This window comes from Botrimarina colliarenosi (assembly GCF_007859955.1).
GTDB lineage: Bacteria > Planctomycetota > Planctomycetia > Pirellulales > Lacipirellulaceae > Botrimarina > Botrimarina colliarenosi.
Genome location: NZ_SJPR01000002.1, coordinates 727,430 through 744,866 on the forward strand (window position 1 = coordinate 727,430; position 17,437 = coordinate 744,866).

Below are 17,437 nucleotides of genomic sequence, written 5' to 3' on the forward strand. Positions count from 1 at the left end.
TCAAATCCACCGCCATCCGCGTCTCTGATCATCGCGTCGGGGCGGCTCCGCCCGGGCAGCGCGTAGGGCCGGACAGCGCGTAGGACAGCGTGTAGGCAAGCCCCTCGGGGCCCTAAAACAGGATGCCGCCGCCGAGTTACTTCGCCAACCGGCTCGTCATCGGCTGGACTTCCGCTCGCGAGCGGCGGCGACGCATTAGCAGGCTCGCACCGACCGCGACGATCGCCGTGCCGCTCGGCTCGGGCGTGGCCGACACCGATCCATTGCGAACGGCGCCGTAGTGGTCACGCCAGACGGCAAGGTCGTCGTCATCGATGAATCCGTCGCCGTTGCCGTCGGCGCGCGACCACGCCTCGACCGGCTCGCCGCGCAATTCTCGCCAGACGGTGTAGTCGGCCGCGTCGACGGCGCCATCGTCGTTGTAATCGCCCGGCAGTAGCGGCGAGATCGTGAACTCGAACGCGTTGGCCGCGTCGGTCTTCTGCAGGTCATGGAAGGGCGAGTACGTCCGTATCCGTACCGTGCGGCCGTCGTCCAGAAACTCGAGGACCCGCAGCCAGCCGTTGCCGCCGTAGGTCTCGAACTGCGTGTTGAAGAGCATCTGATGAACCGTCTGACCCTGCTCTCCGGTGCTCGCCAGATAGCCGGTCCCGTCGCCCCCGATGTGGCCGCTGAGAACCATCTCGAAAGGTTGGTTCGGACTAACGAGTTCTTGCCACAACTCCTCGCCGTCGTTGGTGTCCCCGGCGGTGGGATAGCTGTGGGGATTCCCCCCCTGGTTGTTGGTGGGATCGGCGTCTTGGTTGCGCCGCCAATCGAGACGCGTCTCGTCGTGGTCCATGTAGGCGTGTGTCATCAAGATCGCCGTGTGGTCGGCGTACTTGGCCGTACGCAGCGCACGGCCCGCCCAATCGACGACTTGCTGACGCGGCCCCCACTCGGTGGTGACCAGCAACATCTCTCGGCCGTCGGGCGCCGCGAACTCGTAGATCGCGTTGTCGAGTTCACCCGGCGTCATCACCGACCGCAGCGCCCCGCCTTGAGCGGGGTCCACCAGCGGATTGTCTGTTTGCTTGAAGTAGTCATTGAACTGCGTCGAGCGGTCTTGGGCGTTTGTCGAACCGTAGTCGTGGTTGCCGGGGGCCATCGCGTAAGGCACGACGCCATCGAGCAGGATCATCGCCTCCTTGGCGTTGCGCCACTGCTCGTCGCCCGATTGGTCGCCACTGGTGGGGTTCACCTGCGAGTTCTGGTTGACGATGTCTCCCTCTTGGAGGACGAACTGGATGTTGAAGTCGCTCTTGTGATCGACCACCCATTGCGCCATCTGCGAAAAGATCGGCCGGTCGCCCGAGCTCTTCGAGTAGTTCTGGGTGTCCGGAAACACGACCATCGACCAGGCCGCGTCTGGAGAGGGCGTGAACGCCGCTTGCGCCTCGACGGCGACATATCCCGGCGAGGCCCGATCCAACGAACCATCGGCGCCGTAACGGTACTGCGCGCCATAGACGCCGGCCATCGACGGCTTCCAGCTCAACCCCGAGTCATTGGCCAACGCGGAAAGCTCGTTTGGCAGGAGCATGACGCTGCTCCCATCGGGGCTGTCGGTGGGCCACGGCGGGTCGTCGTCGAAATTCACCAAATCAACCAGCCGACCGGCGCTGTTTCTTAAACCGAGGGTCTCATTGGTGGGCGACGGCGAGTTGGCGAGCGACGGGAAACCGGTCACCTCATAGCGACGAACGTTGGCGCCGGACCGGTTCCATTGCGCATCGAACGTCGCCGCGTCTGGGGTGAGAATGATCGCCTCCCCCGGGGCCAACCGGACGCCGGCAGGCAAAGGAGCCGCCGCCTGGGCGTCTTGCACGTCCTCGATCCGCCAACCGGAGAGATCGACTTCGTCGAGGCCCGCGTTGTAAAGCTCCACCCACTCCTTAAGGGCGCCGACCGTGTCGTCGCTCCCGTCGGGGTTGTACATGATCTCCGAAAAAACCACTTCGGCGGGCGCCACGGCCGACACGGCCGCGATCGCGCAAGCCGCCGCGTAGCGCATCCATCCTCGCATCGAAGTTCGTTCCTTTAGAAGGGGACAGCCTACCGATTCAACTCGATATCGGGCAGTTCGTTCGTGCGTGGTTCGATCTGAACGCGCAATCCCGACTTGTCGGGCTCCGAGTACTTGCCTTTGAGTTCGTCTACCGAGTTGAACGCCTCGGGATCGACCCCTTCGGGCAGCTTGCTCATGCGGATCGCGATGACGGAATAGCCGTCCGCTGGAGCGCCGTCCCCTCCCGTGTAGGTCGAGACCTCGAAGCGTCCCTCCGCATCGGACACCGCGCGAGGTGTCGGCACGAGCAGGTCGGACTCCGGCGGGTTATCGGGGACAAAGATCAACTCCACTCCCGACGCGGGGCGTCCGTTCAGCAAGACTTTTCCCGAGGCGGGATAGGCGGTTGGCTGCTTCGCACCGCACCCAAGCGTGGAGGCCAACGAGAGCAGAAACAGAACGGGGTAAAAACTAGAGTTCCGTAGCAAGGTCTTCCTCAGCGTAGGTAAAGAGCGACGCAAAGATTTCTGGCGACAGCGAGTCTTGGAGCTCTCGGACCGAACCATCCCCGAAGGAGTAGTTCGCGGCGTTGATGTGAAAGCTAAAGATCTCATTGTTGTTGAAACAATTCTGAATCAAGTTAGGACACGATCCGTACTGAGTCACCCAGGCGGCATTCGGCGCGTGACCGACATCAAACCACGCCGCGGGGTCTGGCCAACTCGCTCCGGTGGCGTCGTCTCCGACCTCGACGCCGCTCTTGTAGTACTGCAGCGGGCGGCCGGCGTCCTCGACCCACATGATGGTGTTGCTCAGTCCATCGACGACCTCACGGAGCCGACGCTTCTTGAGCCGGCCGCCTTGGTACACACTGCCGAGCAGGGAGTACCAGTTTTCCCGAGCGCGCAGTCGCCGAGTCCGCATCAGAACCTGCATGGCGCTCACGCTGTTCGTCTGCCATTTCTGGGCTACCGAGTAGTCGCTCGGGTTCTCGATGGTGTGCGTCGGCGTCATCGGACAAACGAGCGTCTCGATCCGCGTCTGACCGATATCGAAGTTGTAGACCCCGCCCTCGGCGCCACCGGAGCCGGTCCGGTCGCGGGGATCAAATCGGTCGTTCCAGTCCTTGCTAAAGTCGTAGGCGTCCGCCAACGCGTTCTCTTCAATGAAGGGAAGAAGAAACGCCATGATGCTGTGGCTTTTTTCGTCCCCGGTTGTGTAGGCGGGGGGCAGTTCGCCGTGAGTCGCTTCGTAGTTGAGCGTCGCCAACGCAACTTGCTTCATCTGCGAAGCACATTGCGTGCGCCGCGCCGCTGCACGGGCGGCCTGGACCGCCGGCAACAAGAGGGCCACCAAGATCCCGATAATTGCAATGACGACGAGCAATTCCACCAGCGTGAAACCGGCTCTGACGATCCGCTGTCTGGTCATCATCGACTCTCCTATTCTCAAGTAATAAAACCAGCCCGGGCGGCCGTCGCCCGGGCTGGAGAGACCCACCCCGCAGGTCTTACGAACGCCGCGTGACCGTCAACGAAGCGATCGTTAGGCCGACAAGCAGCACGGCCGCCGGCTCAGGAACCGGAACCCCCGCGTTGGCGGGCGCCGCCGTGCCGTAGTTGTTGACCCAGACGGTGTAGTCGTCGGTGTCAACGTCGCCATCGCCGTCCGCGTCGCCGCTGAGCGCGTTGGCGCCGGCCGTGGTCCCGGCGTTGTCACGCCACACCGTGTAGTCGGCGGCGTTGACGAGCCCGTCGCCATTGAAGTCGCCCGGTGCGAGCAACACCTCCGGGGCGATCGGACCGTTCTCATAGTCGATGTAGGCGAACATGAACCCCGCCTCTTGGAAATCGACAAAGCCGGTGTCCGCGTTCGTGATGTGGTCAAGGCCGCGGATCAGAAAATCGCTGCCGTCGGTCTCGTAGATAATCGAATTGTCGAAGTTCTCCGCCGAGGCGAAGCGCCCGGTGCTGGTCAGCAACAGCATGCCGTCGTCCGGCGTCTTGCCATTGATCGACAGCCGATACTGAGCGAACCCAAAGCCATCGGTCTCCTTGCTCAGCGACCAGTCGACGCCAACGCCAGCGCTGGACGAGATCAGCGTGCCGTCCTCGGCGACGAGTCCCGCGATGAGGTTCTCCGACTCGTAAGGCAAGTAGACGTAGCTGAAGTTGTCCGGCTCGGTGCTGTTGGACTCGACGCTGACGCCGTTATCGAACTCCAGCACTCGCCATCCCGACCCGTCCTCTTGCGGCTCGGCCACCAGGTAGTTGTCGTCGTTGCCGTAGGGGGTCGCGATCAGCACGCCGTCGGTCAGGGCGTTGGCGCCGATCGGCGAGACGATGACGCTCTCCTGGTCGTAGTCGACGCCCGCCACGTTGGGGATATCGACGCCCGCCGCCATCTGGAAGCCCGAATCGGCGCCGAAGAACGCGACGGCGTGGTTGACGTTGTGCTCGCCCTGCGGCGAGCCGTCGGCCGTCGCGGTGATCACGGCCCAGTAGCCGCTGAAGAGGTTGGTGCCGACCTCGCCGTATTCCTGGAAGCCGTTGACCGCAGAGTTGTCGCGTAGCCCTTCGCTAATGGTCGCGAACATGATGCCGTCGTTCTCACTGAGCGGCTGGCCGTAGGCGGCGTACGAGTTGTCGCCCTTCTGGTTGCCCATGCCGCGGATGTCGGCGCCGGGCGTCTGTCCCGTCACGTTGAGATAGACATCGCCAGGGGTGTTGTTGTTATTGGCCGCTTGGACTTCGGTGTTCCAGGCGATCACACCCGCCCGATCGAAACGTGAGAACGTGTCGGCCGCGGGAATTGGGGCGGCGGCGGTAGCGGCGCCCTCGTTGGGCACATAAAGGAAACTGAAGTAGGGGATCGCCAGGTCGTGGGTCTGCCCGATCCCGTCGAGCTCATCGAGCGTCACGGTGTCGCCCGTCAGCAGGTTCGACTCGATATCTTCCGAAGTGATCAACCAACCGTCGCCGTCGGACTGGTAGGTCAACGAGTTGTCGCCGGCGATACCGAGGACGGCGTTGTTCAGCAACAGCGTGCCCTGGGTCGGCGATCCACCCTGTATGGTCAGCCGGAACTGGCCCGGAGCATTGGCGGGGTCCACCGTGGTCAGCTGGAAGTCGGAACCCGTCGAGAAGTAGGGGAAGTCCTCGACGACGCCGAGGCTGCTGGTGTAGCTCGGGTTCAACAGGCCGGCGGTCAGGCCGGTCTGGCCAGCGGGGACAAAGAGGAACGAGAACGGCGTCGTGACGCCGTCATCTTCGTTGACAAGGTCCGGGTCGCTGGACGGGTCGAACTCGAAGTAGCCGTCGTTGTCGGGCGTGTTGACAAGGTAGCCATTGCCATCCGGCGACGGCTGGACGGTCGCGTACCGGCCGACGTTGGAGGCGCTGTTGACGTAGAGCATTCCCTGGCGGAACGGATCGCTCACTCCCGCGACGTTGACCCGGTGCCGGCCGGGGCCGAAGGCGTTCTCTTCGAGCGTCACACCGGCGGCGCCGTTGTAGGTGTCGAGGGCGCCGAAAGTGCCATTGGCGTTGACGGTCGAGCTCGAAAACGTCCCGGCGGTCCAGCCTTCGCTGAACGGGAAGTAGGCGGCGCCGAAGTCGGCGCCGAACGGCTCGCCGCCGTTAGGAGCGGCCGTGGCGGGCTCGCCCGGGACGCCCGCGGCGCCGATGCGGGTGGTCGTCACCGCCAACGCGCCGCTGAGGGCCCGGGTGTTGATGGAGTTGAGATCGGCGTCGGCGACGGTCCCGCCAACGGCGAATTGCAGTTGGGTGCCGCCGATCCGCCCCGCGTCAATTCGGCCGCGCTCGGCGATGGACGAGAAGAGCACGCCGCCCGCGGCGTCGTCGGCGGCGCTGGCGCCGATCTGGATCGCGTACTCACCGGCGACACTCCCCGTCCCGAGCGAGAAACCAGCGGTCCCCTGTGTCTTGGTCGCAACGCCGGCGGCGTCGACCGAGAACGTAGCGTGCTCAACCGCCAACGTCGCCTGCGCGAACAGTAGCCATAATGGCAAGGCCAATCTCATCGAGAAAACTCCCAAGGTGAAGTGCTGCGACGGCGATAACGACCGTCTTCCGAAGCGAATTTGCTTCGCCGACTGACAGTGCGGTGGTTGTATCGCTGCGGCCGTTCCGGCAGGTTAGGGCCGTGCGAATACACCGAGAAGAATCCGCGAATCGCCTCCCAATCGCGCAACCGAACCTACGTATTGAGTCTGTCAAGGCCCGCTGAACGAACGAACGTTCGCTCTAGCAGGTCGCCTCGACGACACGCGTGTCTGGCGCCAACTCTTGTTGCGTCACGCGCGCGTAGTGAGCCAACAGCGCTGCGGCTAGCGCGATCGCTACGACCGATATCCCCGCCGCCAGGTAGAAGAACAGATCGAAGAAGCCGGATCGGCTAGCCAGACACGGCTTCGTGATCAGCACAGCGACATAGCCGAGATAGCCCGAGGCGTCCGCTAGATACATCAGGTAACCCAGGTTGGCCCGCTCGCCATAGAGCGCGATCAATCGCTCGAAGACCGTGGTGTGAAACGCGACGTACGGCACGTAGGCGCCGACGCCGACCATGACCATGAAGAAAAAAGGGCTCAGCAGCCCCGCCGCTTGCCACGCAAGGGTCGTCAGCACCAGGGCGAAACCTCCGATCGTGAGGACCAGTGAGAAAACGAACGCCGTGCGATTCGGTTTGATCCAAGCGGCCGAGCCATTGATCAGGATCACTCCGAACATGACCCACGTTTCGGAGAGGGCGAACACCGCCGGCGCGGCGTCTTCGCCCAAGTCACGCCAGATCTCAACCGCAAAGTCGTCTCTCAGGCTTCGCAGGATGGTCAACGACACGAAGATCGCGACGAGGCCCGTCAGTCCGACAGCGTGCCGGCGGAAGAAGGCGTGGCGGCTTGCCCGATCCATCGGAACCCGCTCGACCCGTTGGGCGACATCGGCCTCATTCGGAGGGGGGATCCGGCTCAAGAGCCACACGGCGATGGTCAGCGGGATGATGAACAACAGGCCCGTCGTGAAAGGCATCCAGTACTCCCCCACGCCCACGCCGACGAGGAGCCAGCGTCCAACCGACTTCGCGGCGCCAGAAGCGACGATGAAGCTAGCGCAGAGGCCCGCCGACAACGCTTCGGTGAGACGCCGCCCCTCGAGGAATGAGAGCACCAATCCAAACACCATGCCGAGCGGCAGGCCATTGACGAAGAGAAGCGGAAAATTGAACGGCGCGGGCACAACGGCGAAGCCGAGCAACGCCAACTCGGCCAGTCCAATCAAAGACAGGATCGCGACGGCGCGCCGCGTTGGCGGCATCTCCGCGATGACTTTGATCCCGATAAACTTTGAGAGGGTGTACCCGGCAACCTGCGAGGCGATCAGCACCGACTTGTAGCCCGCTCCCCACAGGGTGACGTCGCTGAACTCCGCCGCCGTGAAAGGCTTGCGGAACGCGTACATGCAGAAGTACGTCGTGAAGGCGGCGCCTATACAGAAGGCGGAGAACGACACCGGCCCGGCGCATGCGAGCCAACGCGTCAGTCGGTCGCCCCGGCGCGACGATCGAGCGGCGTGCGTAGCAAGGTCTGCGTTCATCGGCGCCAGCGCGTCCTACGAGTAGCGCTATCCGGAAGGGTTACCGTGTGCAGACGATATCGGGGCGACATCAAGATATGGTGAAGGCGTAAGTCAAGTCGTTTGCGCTGAGAGTCCGATCGTGTGTGCGATACTCGCCGTATGCCGACCACTGCCCGCGCCGCCGTGATGACCGCCCCGAATCGCCCGCTTGCGCTGCGCGACTTCCCTGTACCTGAGGCGCGGCCCGGTGAGGTGCTCGCGCGGATCACGCTCGCCACGATCTGCGGCTCCGACTTGCACACGTGGCGCGGCCGGCGCCACGCCGCGACGCCAATTATTCTCGGTCACGAGGCCGTTGGGGTCGTCGAGCAGATCGGCTCCGACGGACTTCTCGACAGAGCAGGCCGACCCTTGTCGGTAGGGGATCGCATCACATGGACGCTACACAGCTCGTGCGGCGTGTGTGATTACTGCGTCCGCTACGGTTTGCCGATGAAGTGCAGAAGCGTCCGCAAGTTTGGACACGAATCGTGTGAGCGGCCGCCCCATCTGCGAGGCGCTCTGGCGGAAAAGTGCCTCCTGAGCGCGGGGACCGGTCTGCTGAGAGTCCCCGATTCCTTGAGTGATCTCGCGTCTGCGCCCGCCAACTGCGCGGCCGCCACAGCGATCGCCGTCTGCGACGCGGCGGGGATCGAGTCGGCTGACAGCGTGCTGGTCCAGGGCGCCGGGGCCCTGGGCGTCTACGCCGCCGGCTACGCGGCGACGGCGGGCTGCAAGCGAGTGATTGTCACTGACTTATCTCCCCGTCGACTCGAATTGGCCCGAGATCTGGGGGCAACGCACGTCGTGCGGATCGATGGGCAAACCGACGCCGAGCTCGCGGCTCAGACGCGGGAACTGGCCGGCGGGGACGGCGTCGACGCCGTTCTCGGCTTTTCGGGTTCGCCCGCCGCCTGCTCGAGCGGCCTCGACGCCCTGCGAGTTGGCGGGGTCTTCGTCGAAGCCGGCTGTGTCTTTCCGGGGGCGGTTTCACCGATCGACCTTTCGGCCCTGGTTAGTCGCCGACTCACGCTCCGCGGGGTCCACAATTACGCCCTCGACCATCTCCGGCGGGCGGTCGATTTTCTCACCGAATCGGACCACCGATACGATTGCGGACGCGTCGTCGGCGAGACCTTCCCTCTCGAAGACGTCAACGCCGCCTTCGCAGCGGCCGAGAAGCAGCAATCGCTGCGGATCGCCGTCGCCATGGGCGCCGGCTAGCCGCTGCGAAGCGGTCCAGGAACAAGACGCCAACTCCGATACGCCGGAGTGCTTAGAGCGAGTGGAGCTGACAGGGATCGAACCTGCGACATTCGCGTTGCAAACGCGACGCTCTCCCAACTGAGCTACAGCCCCATTTCCGCCAATCTTACGATGATTTTTGTGGCTCGCCAAGGTGTTGCGGCGCCCGGCGGGTGGGCGGAGTTCCGGTCGTAACGGTTGTGTGGCTCGTGACTGCGAGGGTCCCAGGGGGCGGGACCCCCTGCCCCGCCCCTCTCGGGCTAGGTTTGAGAATGAGTTCTCCCAGCTCCAAACGGCTCGCGCCACGCCGCGTGAAGCGAATGCGACGCCCCGCTCGCCCGGCCGGCTTCACGCTGGTCGAACTAGTGCTTGTTGTGATGATTCTCGGCGTGCTGGCGGGGGTGGCGGCGCCCCAGTACCGCCACGCGCTCGCGGCGACCCACCTCGAGGCGGCCGCGCGGAGCTTGGCGGCCAACCTCCGGTACGCCCAGGCGACCGCGATCAGCACCGCCACGACCGTCACGGTGACGATCGATCCGGCGGCGGAAACGTACGCCTCGAGCAGCCTCGGCGACCGCGACCGGTTGGACGCTCGGCTCAACGTCAACCTCGCGGCGCACGGGCATGGGGTGGCGATCGCCGCTTCGTCGTTCGGCGTCGGGACGAATGTTTCGTTCAACTTCCGCGGCGAGCCCTCGGCGGCCGGTGCGGTGACGCTCACCTCCAACGCCGGCGACGCGGTCATCTCGGTCAACGAAGTCGGGCTGGTTGAGGTGGCGTTATGAGCAATCGACGCGGCTTTACACTGATCGAACTGCTGGTGGCGATGGCGTCGGCGACGGTGCTGATGGCGGGCTTGTCATCCGCCCTCTACATCGCGGCCCGGGGGATGGACCTCGACGACGGCGGATCGGCCCGTCGGGCGCGGGCCGACGCGGCGGTCGGACGACTGCTGGCCGACGCCCGCACCGCGACGCGGATGCGGACGCTCAGTTCCGGTGTGATTGAGTTCGACGTGCCCGACCGGACGGGGGACAACGTGGCGGATCGCCTGCGCTACGCCTGGGACGGGATGCCGGGGAGTCTGTTGACGCGCGAACTCAACGGCGGGTCACCGATCACGGTCCTTCAAGACGTTCGTTCGCTTTCCTTTGATTCGGCGACCCGGACGTCAACCGTCGATACAACGGCCGGTTCGACACTCACGACTTGGCCCCGATTAGGAGGTGTCCTCCAGCCCGCCGCGTCGACGACGATGTCGATTGCTGTCTCTCGACCCACGACCATGGTCCCGGGAGACCTGATGGTGGCGGTTCTTTGTGTCGAGGAAACGTCGACGGGGGACATCGACACCCCCTCGGGATGGACGCAGGTTCTGCTCCGAGAAAACTCAGGAGAGGTGACGCTCGGCGTCTGGACGCGGACCTTGATGGCAAGCGACCCCAGCTCGTTTACCTGGAGTTGGAACAGCAACAAGGACGCCATCGGCTGGATCCTCGTGCTCTCGAACCACCATCGAACCGAGCCGATCGCCGCGACGGAAGTCGCTTACTCCACCGGTAAGTCGTCGCACCCGACCACGCCGAGCGTCACCGCCGCAACCGGCGATTCTTTGGTCCTGAGAGTCGGGGCCTTCGACAAGGACATCGTCAAGACGGTCGATGTGACCGGTCTGCCCGGCCACACCGACGTTTGGGTCCGATCGGTCGATAATAAAATCGCCGGGGCTTGCGGGTACGCCGTGCCGGTTGGTCCTGGCGCGGTCGGAACGGCCGCCTTCGACAACAAGAACAATTCCGACTACGTCGTCGCCACGATCGTCATCACCCCCCGCCCCGCGGTGGCGCCATGACGCTTCTCAACGCACAACGAAGCGGAGCCACCCTGATCGAGGTGGCGATCTCCACCGTGCTGGTGGGCGTCCTGATGGTGGCGGCCCTCAACACGGTCGGCAGCGCCGCCCGCACGCACCTCGCCGCCTCGACGTCGGCCGAGGCGTGGGCGCTGGCCGAACTGCTGGCGGCCGAGGTGCTGGCGATGCCGTACGAGGACCCCAACGGCGCGGCGGTCTTCGGCACCGAGCCCGGCGAAACGGGCGTCACCCGGGCCACGCTCGACGACGTCGATGACTATCACAACTGGACCGAATCGCCCCCCAAGGCGCGGGACGGCACGCCGCTAGCGGGCTACACCGGGTGGACGACCAAAGTGATCGTCACGCTCGCCGAGACGTCGGCCTCCGACGGCGTCATCGACGATGTCGGCGCCGACGAAGGCCTCAAGCGGGTCCGGTTCCAGGTCACCAACCCGGCCGGCAAGGTGATTACTGTCGACACGGTCCGCACACGGAACGGGGCGGGGAGTACGCTGCCGGAATCGGACTTGCCCCAGGTGTCGAGGCTGTCGATCGATTCCGCCGTCGGCGATGGCGACCAGCAACGACACGGCGAACAACTGCTGAATGGGGCCCTCTCACCATGAGTTACGTCAAGAAGCAGCGACGTCGCGGCTCCGTTTACCTCGCGGTAATGGGGGCGACGATGATCGTGGCGACGATCGCCCTGGCGACCGCCGGCATCGGTCGGTTGACGCTCCGCAACGCCGCCGACCAGCAGAACCGCCGGCAGGCGCAGCTCGCAGCTCGTTCGGGGATCGAGTACGCGTTGCAGTGGCTGAACTCGCACGCCGACTGGCGGTCGACGCTCACGAGCGGCGTCGACAGCGCGGAACTGTCGGCCGGCAACCTGCGTTTCACTTGGCGCGTGACCGACGTCGACGACGGCGCCCTTGCCGACAACGCTCGCGACAACGCGGTGGTGCGGGCGGTCGGCATCGCGGGTTCCACACGTTCGGTCCTCGAGGTCGAGGTCGAGCCGGCGGGCCACGGGCTGAGTTGCTTGGCGTCGGCGATGCACGCCGCCAACTACGTGGCAGTCGGATCGCCAGCGACGATCTCGCGCAATGGCGAGATCACGGCTGACGACATCGGCTCGCCCTATGGGGCGGCGCAGGTTCGAGAAAACCCCGCCAGCGACTATGTCTTCGACTACTACCTCCAACGAGGAACGCCGATCGCTATCGATTCACTCCCTACTTATTACGGGAAGCGCTATTTCTCGTATCGCGTGCTGAGCCGGAGCGTCAACCCTTTCGGCGAAACCAACCCTTGGGGGATCTACTGGATCGACTGCCAAGGACAGACGATTGACCTCTATTCGAGCCGGGTCGTCGGCACTCTGGTGCTAATTAATCCGGGGTGGAACTCCGTGATAAGCAACGTGATGGTGATGCAGCCACAGGCGCCGAACCAACCGAGCTTGATGGTGCGCGGCGACCTGCAGATCGACCTCTACTCGAACGGACTCCCCTGGTTGGGAATTCCTTCAAGCTCGCAGCTGAAGGAGTCCGGCTCCGTTAACTACAACCCGGCGGGCGCACCCTACAACGGGGTAAGCGACAACGACGTGTGGGACGAGTACCCGGCTACGCTCGACGGGTTGGTCTACATCTCGGGGACCGCGACCATCTCGGACGACACGGTGATCCGCGGCAACCTCGTGGCGGGCAACGTCGTAGTGAATAGCAACAAGAACTTGCACCTTGAGCACCGCCCGTATGCGCTCAACTACCCACCGCCCGGCTTCTCCGCGGGCGACGGCGTGCGGGTGCTGCCGGGGACCTGGCGTCACGTGGGGATGTGAAGCGGAACGTCCCTTGAGAGCTGAGCCCCCCGTTCCTAGGGAGGACAAGGTTCCTAGGACGGGCAAGGCGCGGCGACTCGCTGTCAAGTTGGGTCGCTGTCAAGCTTGGGGTCGGCTTAGGCGACCACCCCCCGATCGGTCCTGTCGGGACGCCCGACTAGAGACGATCCCCGCACCGCGAGCCCCTCACCGCGTCTCACTCGCTGAGGCCGGCGACCTCGTGCAGCAACTTCGTGGCGGCATCGCGTTGCGGCGCCCGCGACTTTCTTTCACGGTTGCGGTAGTCGTCCTTGATGCGGTGCAGGTCGTCGAGACAGGCGAAGAAGGCGTCGATACAGGCCGGGTCCCACTGAACGCCCGCCCCTTCGCGGAGGATTGACTCGGCTTTTTCCGACGGCATTCCCTTGCGGTAGGGGCGGTCGGACGTCATCGCGTCGTAGGCGTCGGCCACCGACATGACGCGGCCGTCGATCGGGATCGCCTCGCCCGCCAGTCCGTCGGGATACCCGCGACCGTCCCACCGCTCGTGGTGGTGCAGGACGCCCGGCAGGATCGTACTGAGCTGCTGGATGCCGCAGAGGATGGCCCAGCCTTCATCGGGGTGCCGGCTGATCTCTTTGTACTCCTCGTCAGTGAGCTTGCCCTCTTTCTTGAGGACCGAATCAGCGACACCGATCTTGCCCACGTCGTGCAGCAAGGCGGCGAGGTAGATGTTCTCGGCCGCGGGCGTGTCGTATCCGACCTGCTCGGCGATCCGGCGTGTGTAAAGCGCCACCCGCTCCGAGTGGCCGCAGGTGTAGGCGTCCTTGGACTCGATCGCCGAGACCAGCGTGCGGACCATGCCGATCATGATCTGCTCTTTTTCGTGGAGCAGATCGAGGTTCGCGGCGTGGGTCGCGAGGATCGAGGCGGTGGTCGCCATCAGGGTCGCCTCGCCGCTGCCGAACTGGTCGCTGACGAGTTGCCAGGACGAATCGTGCCCCACGCCGGTCGACATCTCGCGGTTGACCGCGACGAGCCAGCCAAGCATCCGTGTCCCCGACGACAGCGGTACGACCACCAGGGACCGGACCCCCGGGATGTAGTTGGTGTCGTCCCAGAGGATGGCCGAATTGGGCAGGTCGCTGGCTTCCCAGTTTTTGACCAGCGGCGACCGCGTCGCCGAAGGTCCGAAGCGACGGATCGTCGTCGCAAGCGTCGCGTGGTCGAGCGGCTCGCTGCCGACAACGGCCGTCGGCTCCGCGGTGTAGGGGTCGTTGTCGTCGGGGAGCGACAAGAAGGCGAGGCAACGGGCCCGGACCGAGGCGTTGAGCACGGGGAGGGTGTTCCGCGCCATCCCCGACAAGTTATTGGCCGCTTGATTCGATGAAAGCCGCTCGACCATCGACCGCAAGAACGTCAGCTCTTCGAGGTCGGAGGAAAGCTGCAAGGCGAACGATTCGTTCTCTTCGGTCAGATCGGCCGCTAACAGCGTGGCGCGGTGCAACGCCGCCGTGTTTTCGAGCAGCTTCTCGAGCCACGGGCCCGCTCCCGATTCGCCTCGCGCGACGGCAAAGCAGTGGCTCTGGGCGCCGAGCCGCATCGCGGCCCTGTCGCCGTTGTCGCGGGACTCCACGACCACACGGTCGGCCTGCGCCGCCCGCTCAAGCAGCGCCACCGGCGCATCCGGCGCATCCGTAGGTAACGGCAGGGCGGTCGAGTCGACGAACCGCCAATCCGCGCCGTGCGAAGCGCCGTAGGCTTCTACGGGACTGCCGATGGCGTCCGCCAGTGCCTGCAAAAGCCGGCGTTCGCGGTCATTCAGTTCCATATCGATAGCGGATGGCGTCGACGGCAAAACCCACCCAACGCCCTCAAGGAAGGGCGGCCTGGGACCTATAGCTACCCACAGACTAGCTCACTCTGGCCGACATCACGCGCCACGGCAGGTAATGAGTGCGGGATTGGGACCCGAAAGCGGCGGTTTACCGTATTTTCATTTTTAGGAGCCCGCGCCCCTGTCGCGACCTAACTTTGGTGCAGGAACGACGCCCGCCTCTGGGCTTCCCATCGGCTGGCGTCTCTCAAAATCAGGCAAGAACACACATGTGCAGAGCGATCAACATGCATAAGCAACCCCGCGGATTTACCCTCGTCGAGCTGGTCGTTGTGATCATGATCCTTGGGATCCTGGCCGGCGTCGCAGCGCCCAAGTTGCTGGGCACCTCGTCCACGGCGACCGAGAACGGTCTGAAGCAGACCCTCTCGGTGGTGCGTGACGCGATCGAGCTCTACGCCGCACAGAACGCGGGCGCCCTGCCGCCGGCGACCGACGACGCCACCTTCAAGGCGAGCCTCGCGAATTTCTTGCGGGGCGATTTCCCGAAGTGCCCCGTCGGGAAGAAGGACAGCACCGTCACGATAATCGCAACTGCCGCCGTGGCGGACAACGCGACGGGTTGGATGTACAGCACGCTCGACGGCACGTTCATCTGCAACGCGACAGGCAACGACAGCAAGAGCGTCGCCTACAGCACTTACTGACTCGCCTAGTCAGAGAACCCGTTACGCCATCATGCTAACCGCCCCAAAAACCGTCCTCATCGCCGAAGACAACGCCGCGCTCCGCCGTGTGATTGGCTTTGCGCTGAAGGGCTGCGGCTTCGAAGTGACCGCCGCCCCCGACGGCGCCGAGGCATGGCGGATCGCCGAGGGACAAACGTTCGACCTCGTCGTGACCGACCAACAGATGCCGCACCTCACCGGCGTCGAACTGGTCGAACAGCTCCGGCAATCGACCACCAACGCCAAAACGCCTGTCATACTCTTAACGGCCAAGGGGATGGAGCTCGAAGCCGACACGTTACGCGAGCAGTACGGTGTGTCGGCGATGCTGCACAAACCCTTCAGCCCGTCGCAACTCGGCGCGTTGGCGGAAGAAATGATCGGCCAACTAGTCTGATCGACGACGCCGCGGTCCCCGCGGTGGCGACCCCCCGTGGCGGCCCCATGCTTACTTCGACGAATCAACTTGGATTCCCCCGGCGGGTCGTCGCACTCTACCTGCTGTTCTGCCTCAGCGCCGTCTTATTGCTGTCGACCGGCGCCGTCATGGCCGTCGATTCGCTCTTGAAGGCGCAAGCGGCGGGCGACGCCCTGTCGCAAGTCGGCCGGCTCGCCGCGGCGATCGAGATCGACCTCGTCACGACCGGCGGCGAGAAGACCCAGGCTCTCGTCGAGAACGCCCGCAAAGAAGGACGGCTCACTTGGTGCGCCGTGGTGGCGCCCGATGGGCGCTACCTGGCGCATAGCGACCCGACGCTCCTCGGCGCGATCGAGATTGAGCCGATCGGATCCCAACTCCGCTGGGGCGCCATCGACGGCGTCCGCTACAGCGACGAGAACGGCCTGATAGTCAACGCCTATCGGGCGCCTCTGTCCACCAACAACGAGCCCGTCGGCTCGCTCGTGATGGCGGTCGCCGTTCCGGGGTGGAAGGGGGTCGTCAAGAACCTCGCCGAGCACGCGCCACTGGCGATCGTCGGTCCGCTGGGCGTCATTCTGCTCGGCGGGTGGTGGCTGCGGCGCACGACTCGGCCGCTGGCGGACATCGAGCGGGGACTCTCCGCAATCGCCCGGCAGCCGTACGACGACTCGCCCCGCTGCGAGGCGATCGCCCCGAGCAGCCTCGCGGCGATCGGCTGGAACCGGATCGCCCAGGCGATGCCGAGCAATCTCGTCGACCAATCCGACGAAGCGACCCAGGCCAAGCTGCGTGTGTTGGCCGGGAACGCCGGCGGCAAGCAACGCGCCGCCATCGAGAGCCTGAGCGAAGGGATCGCCATCACCGACGCCGAGGGACGGATCGACTTCGCGAACCGCGCCGTCGCGGCTTTGCTAGGCTCCGATGACGAAATCGAGGGGGTCTCCATCGACGAGTTGCTCGCCGGCCTCGCGTCGACAAAAGAGAATCCCCTGGCGGGCTCGTCCCGCGACGCGGAAGTCGTCTCGGAGTTGCAAGTCGCGACCGGCTCGGGCGACCGGATGCTGCGGCTCGCACGGGCCCCGCTCGGCGGCGACGCCTCGACCGGGCACGTCTGGTCGCTCCGCGACATCACCCAGCAGAAGCTGACCGACGCCTCGCGAGACCAATTCATCGACACCGCCACCCACGAGTTGCGGACCCCCCTCGCGAATATCAAGGCGTACGCCGAAACACTCGCTATGGGGGACATGATCGACATCGAGGAGCAGAAGGAGTTCTGCAACACGATCAACGCCGAGGCGACGCGGCTCGCCCGCTTCGTCGATGACCTGTTGTCGATCAGCAGCCTCGAGGTCGGCTCCCTGGGGATCCAACGGACCACCGTCGATGTCCGTCGCCTGCTCGACGAGGCGGCCGACAAGATCCGCCCGACCATCAAGCAACGGGGGATGACGTTCGAGGTCAAGCTCTCCGAGAAGCTTGGCGAGGCGCGGCTCGACAAGGACAAAGTGTCCGGCATGGTCGTGAACCTGCTCGGCAATGCCGCCAAGTACACCCCCGAGGGGGGAACCGTCACCCTCACCGCGGTTCGAGAAGACGAGCAGCTGAAGATTGAAGTCCGCGACACCGGGGTCGGGATCGCCGCGGACGAGGCCGAGAAGGTCTTTGAGAAGTTCTTCCGCAGCGCCAACCCCGCGGTCCAGGATCAGGTCGGCACCGGGCTGGGCCTGCCGCTCGCGCGGGAGATCGCCCGGCTGCACCGGGGCGAATTGACGCTCGCCAGCAAGCTCGGCGAAGGCTGCACCTTCACCGCCCTCTTACCCCTGCAGTAGGGAGGCATCCC

14 protein-coding genes and 1 tRNA gene are annotated in these 17,437 nt (G+C 65.0%); 8 read left to right on the plus strand and 7 right to left on the minus strand.

The genetic code is table 11. The features are described from left to right. Nucleotides 1-136 precede the first annotated feature (136 nt). The 5 genes from Pla108_RS10885 to Pla108_RS10905 form a co-directional block, all read right to left on the minus strand. A complete protein-coding gene (locus Pla108_RS10885; RefSeq protein WP_146444954.1) occupies nt 137-2,065 on the minus strand; it encodes a lamin tail domain-containing protein in 1,929 nt (642 codons plus the stop codon). Nucleotides 2,066-2,094: 29 nt separating this feature from the next. Next, nucleotides 2,095-2,427, minus strand: a complete 333-nt coding sequence (locus Pla108_RS10890; RefSeq protein WP_146444955.1) for a hypothetical protein — start codon at nt 2,425-2,427, stop codon at nt 2,095-2,097. Nucleotides 2,428-2,518: 91 nt separating this feature from the next. Then, nucleotides 2,519-3,481: a DUF1559 family PulG-like putative transporter gene (locus Pla108_RS10895; protein ID WP_146444956.1), complete on the minus strand. Its 963-nt coding sequence runs from the start codon at nt 3,479-3,481 to the stop codon at nt 2,519-2,521. Between the two features lie 76 nt (nt 3,482-3,557). Further along, on the minus strand, nt 3,558-6,089 hold the full coding sequence (locus tag Pla108_RS10900) for a hypothetical protein (RefSeq protein ID WP_146444957.1): 2,532 nt from the start codon (nt 6,087-6,089) through the stop codon (nt 3,558-3,560). Nucleotides 6,090-6,312: 223 nt separating this feature from the next. After that, on the minus strand, nt 6,313-7,662 hold the full coding sequence (locus tag Pla108_RS10905) for a DUF5690 family protein (protein ID WP_146444958.1): 1,350 nt from the start codon (nt 7,660-7,662) through the stop codon (nt 6,313-6,315). Nucleotides 7,663-7,803: 141 nt separating this feature from the next. On the opposite strand from Pla108_RS10905, the gene Pla108_RS10910 reads away from it, so the two are divergent. Continuing rightward, nucleotides 7,804-8,907, plus strand: a complete 1,104-nt coding sequence (locus Pla108_RS10910; RefSeq protein ID WP_146444959.1) for a zinc-binding dehydrogenase — start codon at nt 7,804-7,806, stop codon at nt 8,905-8,907. 62 nt (nt 8,908-8,969) lie between these two features. Here Pla108_RS10910 and Pla108_RS10915 read toward each other — a convergent pair. Beyond that, nucleotides 8,970-9,042 (minus strand) — tRNA-Ala (locus tag Pla108_RS10915). 206 nt (nt 9,043-9,248) lie between these two features. On the opposite strand from Pla108_RS10915, the gene Pla108_RS10920 reads away from it, so the two are divergent. The 4 genes from Pla108_RS10920 to Pla108_RS10935 are packed head-to-tail and all read left to right on the plus strand — an operon-like array spanning nt 9,249 to nt 12,629. After that, the gene (locus tag Pla108_RS10920; RefSeq protein ID WP_197526473.1) at nt 9,249-9,713 is read left to right on the plus strand and encodes a GspH/FimT family pseudopilin; all 465 of its coding nucleotides are present in this window, start codon (nt 9,249-9,251) and stop codon (nt 9,711-9,713) included. Continuing rightward, entirely contained in the window at nt 9,710-10,780 is a 1,071-nt protein-coding gene (locus tag Pla108_RS10925) for a prepilin-type N-terminal cleavage/methylation domain-containing protein (RefSeq protein WP_146444961.1), read from the plus strand. Before Pla108_RS10920 ends, Pla108_RS10925 begins: the two co-directional genes overlap by 4 nt. Then, the gene (locus Pla108_RS10930; protein ID WP_146444962.1) at nt 10,777-11,409 is read left to right on the plus strand and encodes a type II secretion system protein; all 633 of its coding nucleotides are present in this window, start codon (nt 10,777-10,779) and stop codon (nt 11,407-11,409) included. The genes Pla108_RS10925 and Pla108_RS10930 overlap by 4 nt, the downstream gene beginning before the upstream one ends. After that, complete coding sequence (locus tag Pla108_RS10935; protein WP_146444963.1) at nt 11,406-12,629, plus strand: hypothetical protein; 1,224 nt, start codon at nt 11,406-11,408, stop codon at nt 12,627-12,629. The genes Pla108_RS10930 and Pla108_RS10935 overlap by 4 nt, the downstream gene beginning before the upstream one ends. A 196-nt stretch (nt 12,630-12,825) precedes the next feature. Here the strand turns inward: Pla108_RS10935 and Pla108_RS10940 are convergent, their stop codons facing one another. Then, complete coding sequence (locus tag Pla108_RS10940; protein ID WP_146444964.1) at nt 12,826-14,439, minus strand: HD-GYP domain-containing protein; 1,614 nt, start codon at nt 14,437-14,439, stop codon at nt 12,826-12,828. Nucleotides 14,440-14,732: 293 nt separating this feature from the next. Between Pla108_RS10940 and Pla108_RS21455 the strand changes: the two genes are divergently transcribed. The 3 genes from Pla108_RS21455 to Pla108_RS10955 are packed head-to-tail and all read left to right on the plus strand — an operon-like array spanning nt 14,733 to nt 17,426. Next, a complete protein-coding gene (locus Pla108_RS21455; RefSeq protein WP_197526474.1) occupies nt 14,733-15,152 on the plus strand; it encodes a type II secretion system protein in 420 nt (139 codons plus the stop codon). A 31-nt stretch (nt 15,153-15,183) separates the two neighbouring features. Beyond that, nucleotides 15,184-15,570 carry a response regulator gene (locus Pla108_RS10950; protein ID WP_146444966.1) on the plus strand — a complete coding sequence of 129 codons (387 nt, stop codon included), beginning with the start codon at nt 15,184-15,186 and terminating at the stop codon, nt 15,568-15,570. Between the two features lie 47 nt (nt 15,571-15,617). After that, nucleotides 15,618-17,426: a sensor histidine kinase gene (locus tag Pla108_RS10955; RefSeq protein WP_146444967.1), complete on the plus strand. Its 1,809-nt coding sequence runs from the start codon at nt 15,618-15,620 to the stop codon at nt 17,424-17,426. Nucleotides 17,427-17,437: the final 11 nt, after the last annotated feature.

Bases quoted from the DNA above. Each gene is read 5' to 3' on its own strand.
- Pla108_RS10930 (WP_146444962.1), top strand. From the start codon at position 10,777: ATGACGCTTCTCAACGCACAACGAAGCGGAGCCACCCTGATCGAGGTG.
- Pla108_RS10950 (WP_146444966.1), top strand. From the start codon at position 15,184: ATGCTAACCGCCCCAAAAACCGTCCTCATCGCCGAAGACAACGCCGCG.
- Pla108_RS10905 (WP_146444958.1), bottom strand. From the start codon at position 7,662: ATGAACGCAGACCTTGCTACGCACGCCGCTCGATCGTCGCGCCGGGGC.
- Pla108_RS21455 (WP_197526474.1), top strand. From the start codon at position 14,733: ATGCATAAGCAACCCCGCGGATTTACCCTCGTCGAGCTGGTCGTTGTG.
- Pla108_RS10920 (WP_197526473.1), top strand. From the start codon at position 9,249: ATGCGACGCCCCGCTCGCCCGGCCGGCTTCACGCTGGTCGAACTAGTG.
- Pla108_RS10925 (WP_146444961.1), top strand. From the start codon at position 9,710: ATGAGCAATCGACGCGGCTTTACACTGATCGAACTGCTGGTGGCGATG.
- Pla108_RS10885 (WP_146444954.1), bottom strand. From the start codon at position 2,065: ATGCGAGGATGGATGCGCTACGCGGCGGCTTGCGCGATCGCGGCCGTG.
- Pla108_RS10935 (WP_146444963.1), top strand. From the start codon at position 11,406: ATGAGTTACGTCAAGAAGCAGCGACGTCGCGGCTCCGTTTACCTCGCG.
- Pla108_RS10895 (WP_146444956.1), bottom strand. From the start codon at position 3,481: ATGATGACCAGACAGCGGATCGTCAGAGCCGGTTTCACGCTGGTGGAA.
- Pla108_RS10910 (WP_146444959.1), top strand. From the start codon at position 7,804: ATGCCGACCACTGCCCGCGCCGCCGTGATGACCGCCCCGAATCGCCCG.
- Pla108_RS10900 (WP_146444957.1), bottom strand. From the start codon at position 6,089: ATGAGATTGGCCTTGCCATTATGGCTACTGTTCGCGCAGGCGACGTTG.
- Pla108_RS10955 (WP_146444967.1), top strand. From the start codon at position 15,618: ATGCTTACTTCGACGAATCAACTTGGATTCCCCCGGCGGGTCGTCGCA.
- Pla108_RS10940 (WP_146444964.1), bottom strand. From the start codon at position 14,439: ATGGAACTGAATGACCGCGAACGCCGGCTTTTGCAGGCACTGGCGGAC.